This is a genomic window from Photorhabdus sp. HUG-39 (genome assembly GCF_963878365.1).
GTDB lineage: Bacteria > Pseudomonadota > Gammaproteobacteria > Enterobacterales > Enterobacteriaceae > Photorhabdus > Photorhabdus kayaii.
The window spans coordinates 1-15,898 of sequence record NZ_CAWNWY010000035.1 but is presented as its reverse complement, the minus strand read 5'-3'; the positions used below and the strand labels follow the sequence as shown (position 1 = coordinate 15,898).

18 protein-coding genes are annotated in these 15,898 nt (G+C 41.7%); 16 read left to right on the top strand and 2 right to left on the bottom strand.

Annotation, left to right across the window (positions count from 1 at the left end; all coding sequences use genetic code 11):
- Positions 1-186: 186 nt before the first annotated feature.
- Together AAC155_RS19195 and AAC155_RS19190 are read right to left on the bottom strand one after the other, a co-directional pair.
- On the bottom strand, positions 187-534 hold the full coding sequence (locus tag AAC155_RS19195; protein WP_113043753.1) for a type II toxin-antitoxin system RelE/ParE family toxin: 348 nt from the start codon (positions 532-534) through the stop codon (positions 187-189).
- A complete protein-coding gene (locus AAC155_RS19190) occupies positions 521-793 on the bottom strand; it encodes a type II toxin-antitoxin system Phd/YefM family antitoxin (RefSeq protein ID WP_113043752.1) in 273 nt (90 codons plus the stop codon). The genes AAC155_RS19195 and AAC155_RS19190 overlap by 14 nt, the downstream gene beginning before the upstream one ends.
- Positions 794-1,533: 740 nt before the next feature.
- Between AAC155_RS19190 and AAC155_RS19185 the strand changes: the two genes are divergently transcribed.
- The 16 genes from AAC155_RS19185 (at position 1,534) to AAC155_RS19110 (ending at position 15,888) form a co-directional block, all read left to right on the top strand.
- Positions 1,534-2,973 (top strand): sensor histidine kinase, encoded by a 1,440-nt coding sequence (locus AAC155_RS19185; RefSeq protein ID WP_191214930.1) that lies wholly within the window; start codon positions 1,534-1,536, stop codon positions 2,971-2,973.
- 3 nt (positions 2,974-2,976) lie between these two features.
- Entirely contained in the window at positions 2,977-3,822 is an 846-nt protein-coding gene (qseG, locus tag AAC155_RS19180; protein WP_229015604.1) for a two-component system QseEF-associated lipoprotein QseG, read from the top strand.
- Complete coding sequence (glrR, locus tag AAC155_RS19175) at positions 3,819-5,156, top strand: two-component system response regulator GlrR (RefSeq protein WP_112876349.1); 1,338 nt, start codon at positions 3,819-3,821, stop codon at positions 5,154-5,156. Before qseG ends, glrR begins: the two co-directional genes overlap by 4 nt.
- A 66-nt stretch (positions 5,157-5,222) precedes the next feature.
- Positions 5,223-6,845 carry an NAD+ synthase gene (locus AAC155_RS19170; protein WP_113043751.1) on the top strand — a complete coding sequence of 541 codons (1,623 nt, stop codon included), beginning with the start codon at positions 5,223-5,225 and terminating at the stop codon, positions 6,843-6,845.
- Positions 6,846-6,860: 15 nt separating this feature from the next.
- Entirely contained in the window at positions 6,861-7,199 is a 339-nt protein-coding gene (gene glnB, locus AAC155_RS19165; RefSeq protein WP_011147501.1) for a nitrogen regulatory protein P-II, read from the top strand.
- A gap of 786 nt (positions 7,200-7,985) precedes the next feature.
- A complete protein-coding gene (locus AAC155_RS19160) occupies positions 7,986-10,016 on the top strand; it encodes a type VI secretion system Vgr family protein (protein WP_113043750.1) in 2,031 nt (676 codons plus the stop codon).
- Positions 10,017-10,018: 2 nt separating this feature from the next.
- A complete protein-coding gene (locus tag AAC155_RS19155; protein ID WP_113043749.1) occupies positions 10,019-10,516 on the top strand; it encodes a DUF4123 domain-containing protein in 498 nt (165 codons plus the stop codon).
- Positions 10,513-10,854, top strand: a complete 342-nt coding sequence (locus AAC155_RS19150; protein WP_113043748.1) for a hypothetical protein — start codon at positions 10,513-10,515, stop codon at positions 10,852-10,854. The genes AAC155_RS19155 and AAC155_RS19150 overlap by 4 nt, the downstream gene beginning before the upstream one ends.
- Position 10,855: 1 nt before the next feature.
- Entirely contained in the window at positions 10,856-11,620 is a 765-nt protein-coding gene (locus AAC155_RS19145; RefSeq protein ID WP_113043747.1) for a Tox-REase-5 domain-containing protein, read from the top strand.
- 12 nt (positions 11,621-11,632) lie between these two features.
- Entirely contained in the window at positions 11,633-12,355 is a 723-nt protein-coding gene (locus AAC155_RS19140) for an Imm52 family immunity protein (protein WP_113043746.1), read from the top strand.
- Between the two features lie 46 nt (positions 12,356-12,401).
- Positions 12,402-12,530 (top strand): hypothetical protein, encoded by a 129-nt coding sequence (locus AAC155_RS19135; protein ID WP_262405178.1) that lies wholly within the window; start codon positions 12,402-12,404, stop codon positions 12,528-12,530.
- 1 nt (position 12,531) lies between these two features.
- Entirely contained in the window at positions 12,532-13,317 is a 786-nt protein-coding gene (locus tag AAC155_RS19130) for a restriction endonuclease fold toxin 5 domain-containing protein (RefSeq protein ID WP_113043745.1), read from the top strand.
- Between the two features lie 2 nt (positions 13,318-13,319).
- Positions 13,320-14,042: an Imm52 family immunity protein gene (locus tag AAC155_RS19125; RefSeq protein WP_113043744.1), complete on the top strand. Its 723-nt coding sequence runs from the start codon at positions 13,320-13,322 to the stop codon at positions 14,040-14,042.
- Between the two features lie 172 nt (positions 14,043-14,214).
- On the top strand, positions 14,215-14,979 hold the full coding sequence (locus AAC155_RS19120) for a restriction endonuclease fold toxin 5 domain-containing protein (RefSeq protein WP_113043743.1): 765 nt from the start codon (positions 14,215-14,217) through the stop codon (positions 14,977-14,979).
- Positions 14,980-14,991: 12 nt separating this feature from the next.
- Entirely contained in the window at positions 14,992-15,714 is a 723-nt protein-coding gene (locus AAC155_RS19115) for an Imm52 family immunity protein (RefSeq protein WP_113043742.1), read from the top strand.
- 45 nt (positions 15,715-15,759) lie between these two features.
- Positions 15,760-15,888 carry a hypothetical protein gene (locus AAC155_RS19110; RefSeq protein WP_262405177.1) on the top strand — a complete coding sequence of 43 codons (129 nt, stop codon included), beginning with the start codon at positions 15,760-15,762 and terminating at the stop codon, positions 15,886-15,888.
- Positions 15,889-15,898: the final 10 nt, after the last annotated feature.

Below are 15,898 nucleotides of genomic sequence, written 5' to 3'. Positions count from 1 at the left end.
GCCAAAGTAGTAGAGCGAAGATGGCCCGTGGATGCGAATTTTCCGTAATGCTCGTAAGCAGTTAGGGTAGTGCTGCAATCTAATAAACAAGAATTGTTAAATTAAACAGTTGAAGGATACTTTCAATTGATACAACAAGGGGGAGCAAAAATTGCTCTCCCTTTTGGCTAATGGAATGTCAGAAGTTCAGTCTCTACGCAGGCAATATTGGATCAGTGCTTGGCGTAAACTCTGTCGTGTATTTAGGAACAGTGTAGCAATTACGGTATGGTTAGCTTCATCTATTTTGTAGATTGCTCGCAGTTGCAATTTGGTATCCACATAGTCATGGTGGCTGGTTAACCCAATATCAGCCGTTTCCTCACATAGCGGAGCACTTTTAGGATATTTAAGAACACGAGTTTCAAAATTGTATAAAAAGGTTTCCAGAATCTCCCAAGATGCTTCTGCACCGATATGTCTGGTTAAATAGCTAAAGCGTTCATGAAGCTGGTTTTCAAATGTCTGGGTATATGCAATTTTATTTATGATCACCGTTTGCTAAGTTCCGTAAATTATTTCGTAGTTCACTAGATGACACAATTCGTCCAGATTTTATGTCTTTTTCAGCAAAAGACAGCAGGCGCAACAATGCCATTTGTTCTTGTTGCATTTCAAACTGAACCGGATCTTGAACCACATATAACGGCTTCCCGTTTTGGGTTACTGTGACTGGCTGCGATACATCCATAGAAGCCAATTCTTTTTTAAACGCGGAGACTGTCGTAATCCGCGAATTTGGGGTTTGATACATAAGTGTCCTCCGAGTAGAAACTCTGTTGCTTCTGTAATAATACATCATTTGCTGATAAAGGCCATATATGGGGTAAATATGGACTATTAATGAATTAGATGCCCAATTGCTCTATTGTCTCAATTACCCGACAAACATGTGTTATGGGTGTCTCAAAAAGGAGACATTTAATTATTTGATTTTAATCTATTTTTATTTTCATGATTTTAGATGTCTTTAATTGGCGACAAAAAATAAATTTTACTCATACCGGAAAAGAAACTGTTTGGTTGCAGAAACGTTACGTTTGATTTTTTCTAAAGTAAAAACAGCTAGTTATAATTAAAATTTTAATATTGGCATAGAATATGCATTAAGCTGACACAGTTGCTCATTCAGCTTCTTATGTCGGCCCACATTAGGTGGAGAAATGCCACATAAACTATCGATCGAATGATGCCAGAATAAGGTGCCTACCGTCCAACTCAGTGATATCGCTTTCGAGCCTTATCAAACATCGGGCGACACGTGGAGTGAGGCACCACCTATGTCTGACTGTAGATAAACAACAGGCATAAGTCCCCCTCACTGGCGGGATAGTAGCAAAAACTATTATCCCGTCGTCATCGTTCAGGTGTTTACCTGCCCTTTTGTACTGTTTGCGTCTTACACTGATTTTCAGTCACAGCAAAATTTATCAGCCGATGGGTTTTTCTATCAGCCCTTTGTCGGTTAGCATTGGTGTACTGACAGGTTACGAGATGATTTCCTTGAAAAAATGGCGTTTATTTCCGCGCTCATTGCGCCAATTAGTTGTCATGGCCTTCTGGCTGGTGTTATTGCCGTTGTTGGTCTTGGCTTATCAGGCTTATCAGAGTCTTGATCAACTCAGTGAGCAAGCGGCTGATATAAACCGTACCACGCTAGCGGATGCCCGCCGCAGTGAGGCTATGACAGGTATTGCGTTGGAGATGGAACGCAGTTACCGCCAGTATTGCGTGTTAGGGGATAAGACGCTGGAAAACCTCTACCAAAGGCAATATCAGCAATACCTTAAGATGCTGAAAGATCAGATGGTTATACTTGATGATCAACAGTATATTAAGACACTTAACGATTTGCTGTCGCAGTTAACAAAAATCGCTTGTCTCAATAGTGAACCTACCCAACCTGCCGCTCAATTACTGGAACAATTCTCCAATGCTAATAGCCAGATGGTACAGGCTACCCGTGATGTTATTTTCAGCCGGGGAGAACAGTTACAGAAAGATATTGCTGAAAAAGGGCAATTTTTTGGCTGGCAGAGTCTTATTTTATTTCTACTGAGTGCGTTATTGGTCGCGTTATTTACTCGCATGATTATCGGGCCGGTTAAAGGGATTGAACGCATGATTAACCGATTGGGAGAAGGGCAATCATTGGGCGTTCGCATAGATTCTTTTCAGGGGCCGCGAGAACTCCGTTCTTTGGCGCAACGGATCATCTGGCTCAGTGAACGCTTGGCTTGGTTGGAATCACAGCGCCATGAGTTTTTACGTCATATTTCTCATGAACTGAAAACACCGCTGGCAAGTATGCGGGAAGGGACAGAATTACTGGCTGATGAAGTGGCAGGGCCATTAACGGCTGATCAGCAAGAAGTGGTTGCTATTCTTGATAATAGTAGTAAACATTTACAGCAATTGATCGAGCAATTACTGGATTATAACCGTAAATTGGCAGATGGCCCGACGGAGCAACAACAGGTTTCTCTGCGGGAAATTGTTAATGAGGTAGTTTTATCACACAGTTTACCCGCAAGATCGAAAAATATTCAGACGGAAATCCAGCTTGATGCTGATATTTTATGGGCAGAGCCTACACTATTAATGCGGGTTATTGATAATCTCTACTCTAATGCGGTGCACTATGGTGCCGAATCCGGTAACATCTGGGTTTCAAGTCGTCAGATTGGCAAATATGTTCAAATTAATGTTGCTAATACAGGTACGCCAATCCCTGAATCAGAACGCAGTATGATTTTTGAACCGTTCTATCAGGGAACGCTCCAGCGTAAAGGTGCAGTGAAAGGCAGTGGTCTTGGGCTAAGTATTGCGCAGGATTGTATTAAGCGTATGGAGGGCGAACTGATATTGATTCAGAGTGAATTTGCTGATGTATGTTTTCGTATTAAATTGCCATTAGCTGCTGAGAATGAATAAATAATGCATAACAGGTCTACTTACCGTTTTGTACGAAAGACGGATCGGCAGAATATTGCAGTACAACTTGGGAAAAACGTATTGGTTGCCAGATTGTTATTACCACGAGTTTCAGTTTGGGGTTTTAGCATGATTCTGCTGATCTTCGTTGTTTTTTTATTGGCGGGTTGCGTTAAAAATCCGGTTAATAATAATTTAGCGACAGTGACTCAAATGGTAATACCAGAGCAACGGGTAACGGATTACCGTATTGCCGAGTGTGAGTTAATGTGGGATTTAGAGACGACGCCATCGATTGAGAATGCGCTTTACTGGCTGCGACTGATGGATTGTTCAGATCGCCTGACATCAGCGAAAGCACGTAATATGGCGAAATACACGCTTCCGGTTACTTGGGATATGGCTTTTAAACAAAGTATCTTACTTAACAGTGCCGGGCCTACATTGTCTGAGCGTCGGAAGATGATTGAAAACTTCAACAAATACAGGTTGAAATTCCCAAATCCGTTGCGACCGTTATTACAGTTATGGCGTGAGCAGCAGGTTCAGCAAATTGCAGTGGCTGAGGAACGGGCAAAATTCCAAAAATTACAGGCAGATACGGATAATAAACTTGATCGTCTGCGTGAAAGTCGTGCACGGTTGGAATTTGAGCTACAGCAAACTTCTCGTAAACTGGAAAATCTGACAGATATTGAACGTCAGCTCTCTTCCCGTAAACAAAATCAGGGGAGTACTGGCTCAGGCAATTTGGATAAACATGTTGAAATGCCAGAGACGACGGCATTACCTGACAAAAATAGTACGCCAAACAATACTTCTGAATCAGATAAAGGAGCAGCACCATGACAGCGCGTAAACCAGCCCATCTTCTTCTTGTTGATGATGATCCTGGTTTGTTGAAATTGTTGGGAATGCGTCTTACCAGTGAAGGCTTTCGTGTCACAACCGCAGAAAGTGGCGGTGAAGCGTTAAGATTGTTAACTAAAGAAAAAATCGATTTGGTGATCAGTGACCTGCGTATGGATGAAATGGATGGTATGGCACTGTTCGCTGAAATCCAGAAGCAACAACCGGGTATGCCGGTTATCATTCTGACGGCTCATGGCTCAATTCCAGAGGCAGTAGCGGCCACTCAACAGGGTGTCTTTAGTTTTCTGACTAAACCCGTTGATCGGGATGCGCTTTATAAAGCGATTGATGGCGCATTGGCGTTATCCACGCCTGCCAGTGATGAACAGTGGCGGGAGCAGATAGTTACCCGCAGTCCTGCTATGTTGCGCTTGTTGGAGCAGGCGCGAATGGTTGCTCAATCTGATGTCAGTGTACTGATAAACGGTCAGAGTGGTACGGGGAAGGAAGTGCTAGCCCAGGCAATTCACCGCGCCAGTCCCCGGGCGAAAAAGCCATTTATCGCGATTAACTGTGGTGCTTTGCCGGAACAACTCCTTGAGTCAGAACTGTTTGGTCATGCTAAAGGCGCATTTACCGGTGCGGTCAGCAGCCGTGAAGGGCTATTCCTTGCTGCACAGGAGGGAACGCTGTTTCTTGATGAAATCGGTGATATGCCATTGGCTTTGCAGGTTAAATTATTGCGCGTATTGCAGGAACGTAAAATACGCCCGCTCGGAAGTAACCGTGATCTGGATATTGATGTACGGATTATCTCAGCGACTCACCGTGATTTACCGAAAGCTATGGCAAAAAATGAGTTTCGCGAAGATCTCTATTACCGCCTAAATGTGGTGAACTTGAAAATTCCAGCTTTGAATGGCCGGGTTGAAGATATTCCTTTATTGGCGAATCATCTGTTGCGTGAATCAGCGAAGCGTCATAAACCTTTTGTCCGTAGTTTTTCAGTTGATGCGATGAAATGCCTGATGGCGGCAAGTTGGCCTGGCAATGTGCGTCAGCTTGTTAATGTGATCGAACAGTGTGTTGCGCTGACTACTGCGCCGGTTATTAGTGAAGCCTTGGTTATGCAGGCCCTGGAAGGGGAAAATACAGCGTTACCTACTTTTGTAGAAGCCAGAAATCAGTTTGAACTGAATTATCTGCGTAAATTATTGCAAATGACCAAAGGTAATGTGACTCATGCGGCGCGTATGGCGGGGCGTAACCGGACTGAATTCTACAAATTACTGGCGCGCCATGAATTGGATGCGAATGATTTTAAAGAATAACTTTTCTGCTGCTCAGGAAGTTTTTACACTGGCATAAAAATTGGTGGCTTGGGAGAGCCAAATTGTATGAGCCGTACTCTTAATATTGCCCTTGCACAGCTTAATTGGATGATTGGTGACATTGAAGGCAACTGTGAACGTATGTTGCAGACAGTACAGGAACAACAGCACCAAGGTGCTGATTTAGTGATGTTTTCTGAACTGGCGATATCCGGTTATTCTCCAGAAGATCTCTTATTCCGGGCTGATTTTCATCAGCGTTGCCGTGAGCAATTAGCACGTTTACAGGCGTCCAGTTGCCAAACTGCTATTTTAGTTGGTCATCCTTGGGAGCAGGACGGGGAGATTTACAACGCACTTTCCTTATTCTGGCAAGGGGAGATCTTGGCCCGTTATTTCAAGCAACGGTTACCAAATTATGGTGTTTTCGATGAGAAACGCTATTTTAAAGCGGGCGATCAAAGCTGTGTTGTGCCATTTAAGGGCTACAATCTCGGCTTATTGATTTGTGAAGATTTATGGTTTGATGAGCCGATTGATGCCTTGAAACAGGCTGGTGCAGACTTAGTTCTTTCTATCAACGCTTCTCCATATAATCGTGAAAAACCTTATATCCGTTATGAGCTGATTAAAGAACATTGCCAACGTACAGATTTACCCATGATTTATCTTAATCAGGTTGGTGGTCAGGATGAGCTGATTTTCGATGGCTGCTCTAAAGTTTTTAATGCAAGTGGTGAAATGACTCATCGGTTAGCCGCATTTAATGAACAAATCCAACAATGCCGCTTTAATGAATTAGGGATTGAACCTATGGTTAATCCGGCACCCGAATTACCGCCATTGCAGCAGGTATATCAAGCATTAGTCCTTTCAGTACATGATTACGTTCGCAAAAATGGCTTTCAAGGCGTGTTGTTAGGCTTATCTGGGGGGATTGACTCTGGCTTAACGTTGGCAATTGCGGTTGATGCATTGGGTAAAGATCATGTTCAGGCCGTTATGATGCCATTCCGCTATACATCTGAAATGAGTATAGAAGATGCTAAAGAACAGGCTGATATGTTGGGTGTTGAGTTTAATGTGGTGTCGATCGAACCGGTATTTGATGCATTTATGGCACAATTTGAACCTCTGTTTGCCGGAACGGCCAAAGATACCACCGAAGAGAATTTACAGGCGCGTTGCCGTGCCGTTATTCTGATGGCGATGTCTAATAAACGCCATCGTCTTGTGCTGACGACCAGTAATAAGAGTGAATCAGCGGTGGGATATTCAACATTATATGGTGATATGGCGGGTGGTTTTAATGCGCTGAAAGATGTACCGAAAACATTGGTATTTGAATTAGCAAAATATCGTAATACCGTTTCGCCGGCGATACCTCAAAGAGTCATTGATCGTCCGCCATCGGCAGAATTGGCGCCTGGACAGCTTGATCAGGACAGTTTACCGCCTTATGACATTCTGGATGATATTCTGGAAGGTTATGTGGAACAGGATAAGTCGGTTGATGAGCTGGTGGCGGCAGGATTTGATGAACAAATTGTACGTAAAGTTGTTCGTTTGGTTGATATCAACGAATATAAACGTCGTCAGGCTCCGGTGGGGCCGCGTATTACGCCACGTAATTTTGGTAAAGACAGACGCTACCCGATTACCTCTGGTTTCGGCCGTAAAAACTGGTAACAACAGGAAAACTTCATGAAAAAGATTGATGCGATTATCAAACCTTTCAAACTAGATGATGTGCGTGAAGCTCTGGCGGAAGTGGGTATCACCGGAATGACGGTAACAGAGGTGAAAGGTTTTGGGCGCCAAAAAGGTCATACAGAGCTATATCGCGGTGCGGAATATATGGTGGATTTTCTGCCAAAAGTGAAAATAGAAATTGTCGTGCCAGATGATATTGTCGATACCTGTGTTGAAACCATTATGCAGACGGCACAGACCGGGAAAATCGGTGATGGTAAAATATTTGTATTCGACGTGGCGCGTGTTGTGCGTATCCGTACTGGTGAGCAGGACGAAGAGGCGATTTAACTTAATTTAAATTTTTTGGGGTGGTGACAGGTAGATAAAAAGGCCACCCTAATAATATAAAAATTAGATAAATATTTTAATCAGCCATAATCAGGAATGTGGTTAATTAAATAATCATTTGAAAATACAGTTATATACCCAATGGATTTCAAGATGGATCGCGACGGCAAGGGAGTGAATCCCCGGGAGCATAGATAACTATGTGACCGGGGTGAGAGAGTGCAGCCAACAAAGAGGCAATTTGAAAGATGACGGGTATAAATAAATTATTTAACCTTAATGACTATTCTCAATTTAAATTTATTATCTTTTTTAAACTGAACATTCGTACCTGTCAATTTGGCTTAATAATGAGGCGGTACATATGACTGATTTTCATAGCGTTGGCGTTCATTTGTCTCAAATCATGTATTGGCGCTTTTCGCCTGAAACAGGATCGCCGTTTTGGCTCGAAAAACGTAAGAGTGTTTCATCGTTTAGTATTAAGTTAAAAATTTAAATCACTTTATATGAACCAAGACATTCATAGTGAATAAATTGTTTATCAATTCCCATATCCAACCACATCCAATAACTGTTTAGCGACATATTGCATAAAGGGGACTGGACTATGGAAATAGAAATATATTCCTTCTGTCTTCTGTCTTCTGTCTTCCGCTATTTCATCATATTTCCTTACGACTTTATTGCCTGATTGATTAAAAAACATCATAATTGCTTCTTTTGTGATCATTTCGTTTAGGGTATATTTCAGGCTGATAACTCAATTATAGGTAATAGTTGCTTATGGCTAATGATTTAAATGTGGAACGAACTGGGCTGGTTTTTACTCTCACGGCCGGTAATCTCCCTGCGAAAACTTTTGCTGTGGTTGAATTTACACTGAATGAAGCCTTGTCAACGTTATTCAGTTTGCAAGCCACAGTGACTTGTGCCAATTCAGATATTGATTTTGCGGATGTTCTGGATCAATACGCCACATTGACCGTTTATCGTGACGGTCAGCCTGAGCGTTATATCACCGGGATTGTGACCCATTTTGTGCAGGAAACAACGGGCCGTTATCGTAGTTGTTATTACCTGACTCTCCACCCTTCCTTGTGGCGTGCTGGATTGCGGGTTAACTCCCGTATTTTTCAGAATAAATCCGTCTCCGATATTATTGATAGGTTATTGAAAGAAAATGGCGTTCGGCAATTCTCTTGTCTATTGCGTTATGAACATCCAGCACGGGAGTTTTGTGTTCAGTACGATGAGAGTGATCTGGCTTTTTTACAGCGTCTGTTAGCTGATGAAGGGATCTTTTATTACTATAACTTCAATCAGGATAAGGGCGAGCCGACAATGATTTTTGTCGACTCTTATGCCCAGAATGGCTCTCTTTCACTGCCCTACAACCCAGAACCTGATGCCACAGGCAACCAGTGTTGCATCAGCCAGTTTCGTTGGGGAGAACGAGTGGGCATTGCTGAAATTTCGGTGAGAGATTACACATTTAAACATCCCCGGTGGCTTTCCGATTTTCAATTCCATGAAAATCACAGGTACATCGGCAATCAGCGTTCGGATTTAAATAGCTACTATTACTATGACTTTCCCGGACGTTATAAAGATGAAAATGGGCAGCGAATAAGTCAGTACCGGTTGGAGGCATTGCGTAATGATGCTTTGCTCGGCAGTGGGCAAAGTGACAGTTTTGCTCTTTTACCGGGCATGTGGTTTACGCTTACCGATCATCCGAAAGAAAAATTTAATGCGCCGTGGCAAATAATCCAAATTACTCACCGCGGTCATCAACCTCAAGCAGATGAGTCCCATTTTGGTAGCAGAGGGACGACTTTGACGAATGGTTTTACCTTTGGTAGTCCCAATCGGGTATGGCGTCCCTTGCCTTACCCGAAGCCACGTATTGATGGCCTGCAAATTGCCACCGTGGTGGGGCCAGAGGGAGAAGAAATATTTTGTGATGAATATGGACGGGTACGGGTGCAATTTGCCTGGGATCGGTATGGCAAGCTTAATGATCAAAGTTCTTGCTGGATAAGAGTTAGCCAAGCTTGGGCTGGACACTGTTGGGGAATGATGACCATCCCGCGTGTTGGTCAGGAAGTACTGGTTGATTTCATGCATGGCGATCCTGACCAGCCGATTATTATTGGTCGTACCTATAATGCCATTAATCTCCCACCGAACCGTTTACCGATGGCAAAAACGCAGATGGTAATCCGATCAAAAACCCATAAAGGGGAAGGGTTTAATGAACTTCGTTTTGATGATGATAAAGGCGGTGAGGAAATCTATATTCATGCTCAGAAGAACATGAAAACGGAGATTTTAAACGATGAAATGGTCAATATTGCGCATAATCAGACTCATCATATTAAACACGACGCCCACTTACGTGTTGATAATGAATATCGTGTTCTGGCGCAGCATGACATTTCCGTTTCAACCGGGCAAAAACTTCATATCAAAGCTGACGATGCGTTGTTGGTACAAAGTGGAAATGAAATTCATCTCAGTTCCGGGGCGAAGGTAGTCATTGATGCCGGCAGTGAGCTCACCTTACAGGCTGCGGGGCATTTTATTAAAATTGATGCCAGTGGTATCAGCAGTAGTGCCGGGATCAGTTTTGCCAGTGGAACACCGGGCACAGGCTCGGGTTGGGGAGGAAAACTGCCAGATAAGCTGGATAAACTGAAACAGGTCAGTGCTGAAATACCAACTCCTGTTGCTAAAGCACCACTTAAAGAAATTTGTCTCAGTTGTTTGATGAAAGCTGAGCTTGAAGAAGCAATAACCGTTATCCGGGGGTAATTATGACACCTGAATTAAACGAAAAACTGGTTAATTATCAGAAAGAACATCCCGGCATTCGGCTTTATGCGTTGGTGAATGGTTTACAGTATGAGCGCTGTTTTGGTGAGGAAATTAATTATATCGCGAGTGTCAACAACCCACTATTTCGGCACTATCCAGATTCAAAAATTGCGTTTGCAGGCCCGTGGCTGTTTGATATGGAATATGCGCATCAATGGCAAGAGAAATTGTCAATACTTGAAGAAACGTATCCGGCAGTATCATGGTTATTAACCTCTCTGTCATTAGATAAGCTGACCCGCCATCTTGTGTCATATTTAAATATTCAACTGCCGACAAAACAGATGGCGCTTCTACGTTTTTATGATCCTCGTATTTTGCATCGCATCAGTGACATTTTTAGCCATGAGCAATTGTCTGCATTCACACATTGTATTAATAAATGGGTTTATCAATACAATGCCACTTATTATTCGGTGTCAGGAGTTCCACTATGATTGAATTGACTCAGGAGCAGTTTGATATTATTACCAAACTGGAAAAACAGACGGTGATTGATCATATACAGGCCGAACTTCTTGCCAAACATGCGGATTTAATTCCTTCCCCATCTTCGCTGAACGAACGGCTAATGGCTGCCTATGATTATTTGCTGACATTAAACTTTCAGGATAAATACTTGATTCAATCCTATTTATCTCTGGTCGCGTTTAATCCTGATTTTCAGCACGCTTTGCCAATCAAGACAGCCCTGGAATCCTCTGATCAAAAATCCGAACAGCAGTTTAAAGATATTCTTTATATTGCAAAAAATAAGATAAACAGGAGACGTTAATATGCCAATACCCTTATTAGCTCCGGTCGCAGTGGGTGCGGCTGAATATGTCGCCAGCGCTTGTGCCGGAGTATTAATTGCGGTTGGGTTGATGGAAGCCAGTAAAGATAAATCCATTATAGAGGATGACGACCTTCACCATAAGAAAACGGATTTTGTGGTAAGCCCTGAAATCACAGATGAAGATCGAAATATCGTCTGGAGCGCCGAAGCCCATGCGGATTTTTGGGAGGACGATGATTTAGGAGATGAATCTGTTGATGCCAGTGCAGTTCAAACTAAAGCCCGGTCTGAAACGGAAGAGTGTGAAAAAACGGAAACTAAAAAAGCGTGCAAGGCTTGCCTTGCTATTCCGATGACAAGTGAAAAATATCGTAAGGTTAGCCGTTGGAGCGCTATCACGATTAACTATCAGCGATTTATTGCGAAAACTAAATATAACCCGCTCACACAAATGATTCAGGAATTTCAATGCCTGAAAGTGACGTTTGATGGCTGGCGACCAGCGTATTGCTTATTTCTGGAAGCCAAAGCGCGGTATGACCAGTTTTTTATTAGTGAGGATGAGCCTAAGGGTTGGTGGAAAGGTGTTAAATCAGCACAAAATCAGGCTGTCAGACATCAGGCCGTCTGTGATGTACTGGATAGTACTCCTCATGTGGAATGGCATTTTTTACAGCCCATCAGTTATGGATATTTTAAAGTACTGTTTAGTAAATATAAAAATATCAGTGTTCACTATACCCCTTGCGACAGTTTAGTTTAACACGAGGTAAACATGGCAATAGTTCGTATAAAAATTAATGTATATTATGAGCAGAGAGAAACCATTACCGCCCATACAGCTTTGATGGATTTGTTTCATATTACACGGCAAATTGATGTCTTTTTTAACCAAGGAAAAGCTTGGTACTTAACTGGCTACTCCCGAAAGGAGGCCCTAAAACATCTTGTGTTTGATGAACAGGGAGCAACGGAGGTTGCCATAAAAAGTTTCGAAAAAGATTATAAGAAAAATTTTCCTGCTCTTATTAATGGAATATGGGATGGTGAAAAGGATGAATTATCCAGTGGCATGAGTTATAGAAAAATGTTAATTGATCGCCCTAATTGGGTCTGGCTGGAAATGAACCTAAGGATTGACAGTCATCAGTTTGATGTTTCTCGATTAATTGATTTTGTCAAATATTTAGCGGCTAGTCGTGATTTTCCTTATATTCAAGTCGAAAATAATGGTTATACCGTAAAAGGCAAACAAGTTTTCCCTGATCGCCTCAGTGTTGGCTGGATGCTTTACCAGCCCTGCATTATTGACAAATCTTATCTGCCTATGGCGGAGGATGTGCTTCCTGTGTATCAAAATAATGAACAGATAGGCACCCTGATTATTACCAAAAGAGGCATCTTTGATGGAAGGAATCAGGATGATATTGATAAATCCAATGATGTTGAAATTCAGTTGGTGAATCTGGGATTACTGCCATTAATTACCGAAATTTGATGAGGAATGATGCTATTTACCAATCGAAAAACGATGGAGAACTTTAATGTCAAAGGCGGTTATTCTGCTGGGTGATACAACAGATCATGGCGGTAAGGTGATTACCGCTATTGATGAATATACTCACAATGGTGTTCCTATTATTGCAAAAAATAAGATAAACAGGAGACGTTAATATGCCAATACCCTTATTAGTTCCGGTCACAGTGGGTGCGGCTGAATATGTCGCCAGCGCCTGTGCCGGAGTATTAATTGCAGTCGGTATCATGGAAGCCGATAAAGATAAATCCGTTATAGACGATGGCAGTATTCAACATAAGAAAACGGATTTTGTAATCAGCCCTGACATTACAGATGAAGATCGAAATATTGTCTGGAGTGCCGAAGCTCATGCGGATTTTTGGGAGGACGATGATTTAGGGGAAGAATCAATTGATACCAGTGCGGTTCAAGTTAAGGCTCAGTCTAAGGCAGAAGAATGTGAAAAAACGGAAACTAAAAAAGAGTGTCAGGCTTGCCTGGCTATTCCGGTGACAGGTGAAAAGTATCGTAAGGTTAGCCGCTGGAGCGCTATCACGATTAACTATCAGCGATTTATTGCTAAAACTAAATATGACCCGACCACACAAATGATTCAGGAATTTCAGTGCCTGAAAGTGACCTTTGATGGCTGGCGGCCAGCGTATTGCTTATTTCTAGAGGCCAAAGCGCGGTATGACCAGTTTTTTAATAGTGAGGGTAGACCTAAAGGGTGGTGGAAGGGGTATCGTTCTGCAAGTAAACAAGCGGGCAGACAACAAGGGGTATGTAATCTGTTAAACCGCATTCCACACGTAGAATGGCATTTTTTGCAGCCGATTAGCTATAACTATTTTAAACCGCTGCTTGAAGCTATGGGTAATATTAGTGCTCACTATACTCCATGTCCTGAATTGAGCAGTACGGTTCAAATAAGAGGTTAAAGATGACTATAGTTCGTATAGATATCAATGTTCGTTATGAAAAACGTGAAACCATTACCGCTAATACGGTGTTAATGGATTTATTTAATGTTACTCAGCAGCTCAATACTGTTTTTAATCGGAAGAAAATCTGGTTTTTAACTGGTTATTCCAGGAGGGAGGCGCTGAAACATATAGTTTTTGATGAGCATGGACCAACAAAAACAGCAATGGCTTATTTTGAAAAATCTTATAAAAAAGATTTTCCCCTACTTGTGGAAGGAATATGGGATGGTGAAAAGGATGAATTAATTAGCAGCATTGACTATTCGAAAATAAAAACGGATCGCCCCAATTGGGTCTGGTTAGCGCTGAATCTGAGAATTGAGAGTCATCATCTTGATTTTTATCGGTTAATTGACTTGATTAAATATTTGGCTGTGATCTGTGATTCACCTTATATTCAGATGGAGACAAACGAATATACATTGCAGAACAATCATGTTTTTCCTGACAGATTAAGTGTCGGTTGGATGCTTTACCAGCCCCGTATTATTGATAAAGCCTATCTGCCAATGGCGGAGGATGTGCTCCCTGTGTATCAAAAAAATGAACAGGTCGGCACGCTGATTATTACCAAAAAAGGCATTTTTGATGGAAGGAATCAGGATGATATTGATAAATCCAATGATGTTGAAATTCAGTTGGTGAATCTGGGATTATTGCCATTAATTACCGAAGTTTAATAGGGATATTATTTCTCAATTGAAAAACGATGGAGAACTTTCATGTTAAAAGCAGTTATTCTGTTAGGTGATCCGACAGATCATGGCGGTAAGGTTATTACCGTTATTGATGAATAGACTTACAATGGTGTGCTTATTATGGCAAAAAATAAGATAACCAGGAGACGTTAATATGCCAATACCCTTATTAGCTCCGGTCGCAGTGGGTGCGGCTGAATATGTCGCAAGCGCCTGTGCCGGGGTATTAATTGCAGTCGGTATCATTGAAGCGGGTAAAGATAAATCCGTTATAGATGATGACAGTATTCAACATAAGAAAACTGACTTTGTAATCAGCCCTGACATCACGGATGAAGATCGAAATATTGTCTGGAATGCTGAGGTCTATGCGGATTTTTGGGAGGACGATGATTTAGGGGAAGAATCCGTTGATACCAGTGCGGTTCAAGTTAAGGCTCAGTCTAAGACGGAAGAGTGTGAAAAAACGGAAACTAAAAAAGAGTGTCAGGCTTGTCTTGCTATTCCGGTGACGAGTGAAAAATATCGCAAGGTGAGTCGCTGGAGCGCCATCACGATTAACTATCAGCGATTTATTGCGAAAACTAAATATGACCCGACCACACAAATGATTCAGGAATTTCAGTGCCTGAAAGTGACGTTTGATGGCTGGCGGCCAGCGTATTGTTTATTTCTAGAGGCCAAAGCGCGGTATGACCAGTTTTTTAATAGTGAGGGGAAACCCAAAAGTTGGTGGAAAGGTGATGAATCAGGCAAAAAACAGGCTGAAAGGCATCAAAAAGTCTGTGATGTTCTAGAAGGCACACCTTATGTAGAATGGCATTTTTTACAACCAATCAGTTATGCTTATTTTAAGGTACAGTTTAGCGAGTATAAAAATATCAGAGTTCATTATACCCCCTACGACAGTTTATTTTAATCTGAGGTCAACATGACAATAGTTCGTATAGAAATAAATGTACGTTATGAACAGCAAAAAACTATTACTGCTAATACGGCATTGATGGATTTGTTTCATATCACACAGCAAATCGATATATTTTTCGGGAAGAAAAAAACATGGTTTTTAAAAGGATATTCCCGAAAAGAGGCATTAAAACATATTGTGTTTGATGAACAAGGGCCTACAGACGAAGCAGTAAGTTATTTTGAAAAATCTTATAAAAAAGACTTTCCTTCACTTATTGAAGGTATATGGGATGGTGAAAAGGATGAGTTATCTAGTAGTGTTAGTTATAATAAATTGTCAACAAAAGGTCCTAACTGGGTTAGGTTAGAACTCAATTTGAAAATTGACAGTAGTCAGCTTGGTATTTCCCAGTTAATTGAGCTTGTCAAATATCTAGTGACCAGCCGTGACTTCCCTTATATTCAGGTCGAAACCAACGAATATACATTACGGAATAAACAAGTTTTCCCTGATCGCTTAAGTGTTGGTTGGATGCTTTACCAACCCCGCATTATTGATAAGTCTTACCTGCCTATGGCGGAAGATATGCTCCCTGTGTATCAAAATAATGAACAGATCGGCACCCTGATTATTACCAAAAAAGGCATCTTTGATGGAAGAAATCAAGAGGATATTGATAAATCCAATGATGTTGAAATACAGTTGGTGAATCTGGGATTACTGCCATTAATTACCGAAGTTTAATGGGAGTGATGTTATTTACCAATCGAAAAACGATGGAGAACTTTCATGTCAAAAGCGGTTATTCTGTTAGGTGATATGACAGATCATGGCAGTAAGGTTATTACCGTTATTGATGAATGTACTCACAATGGTGTACCTATTATGGCAAAAAATAAGCTAAACAGGAGACGTTAATATGCCAATA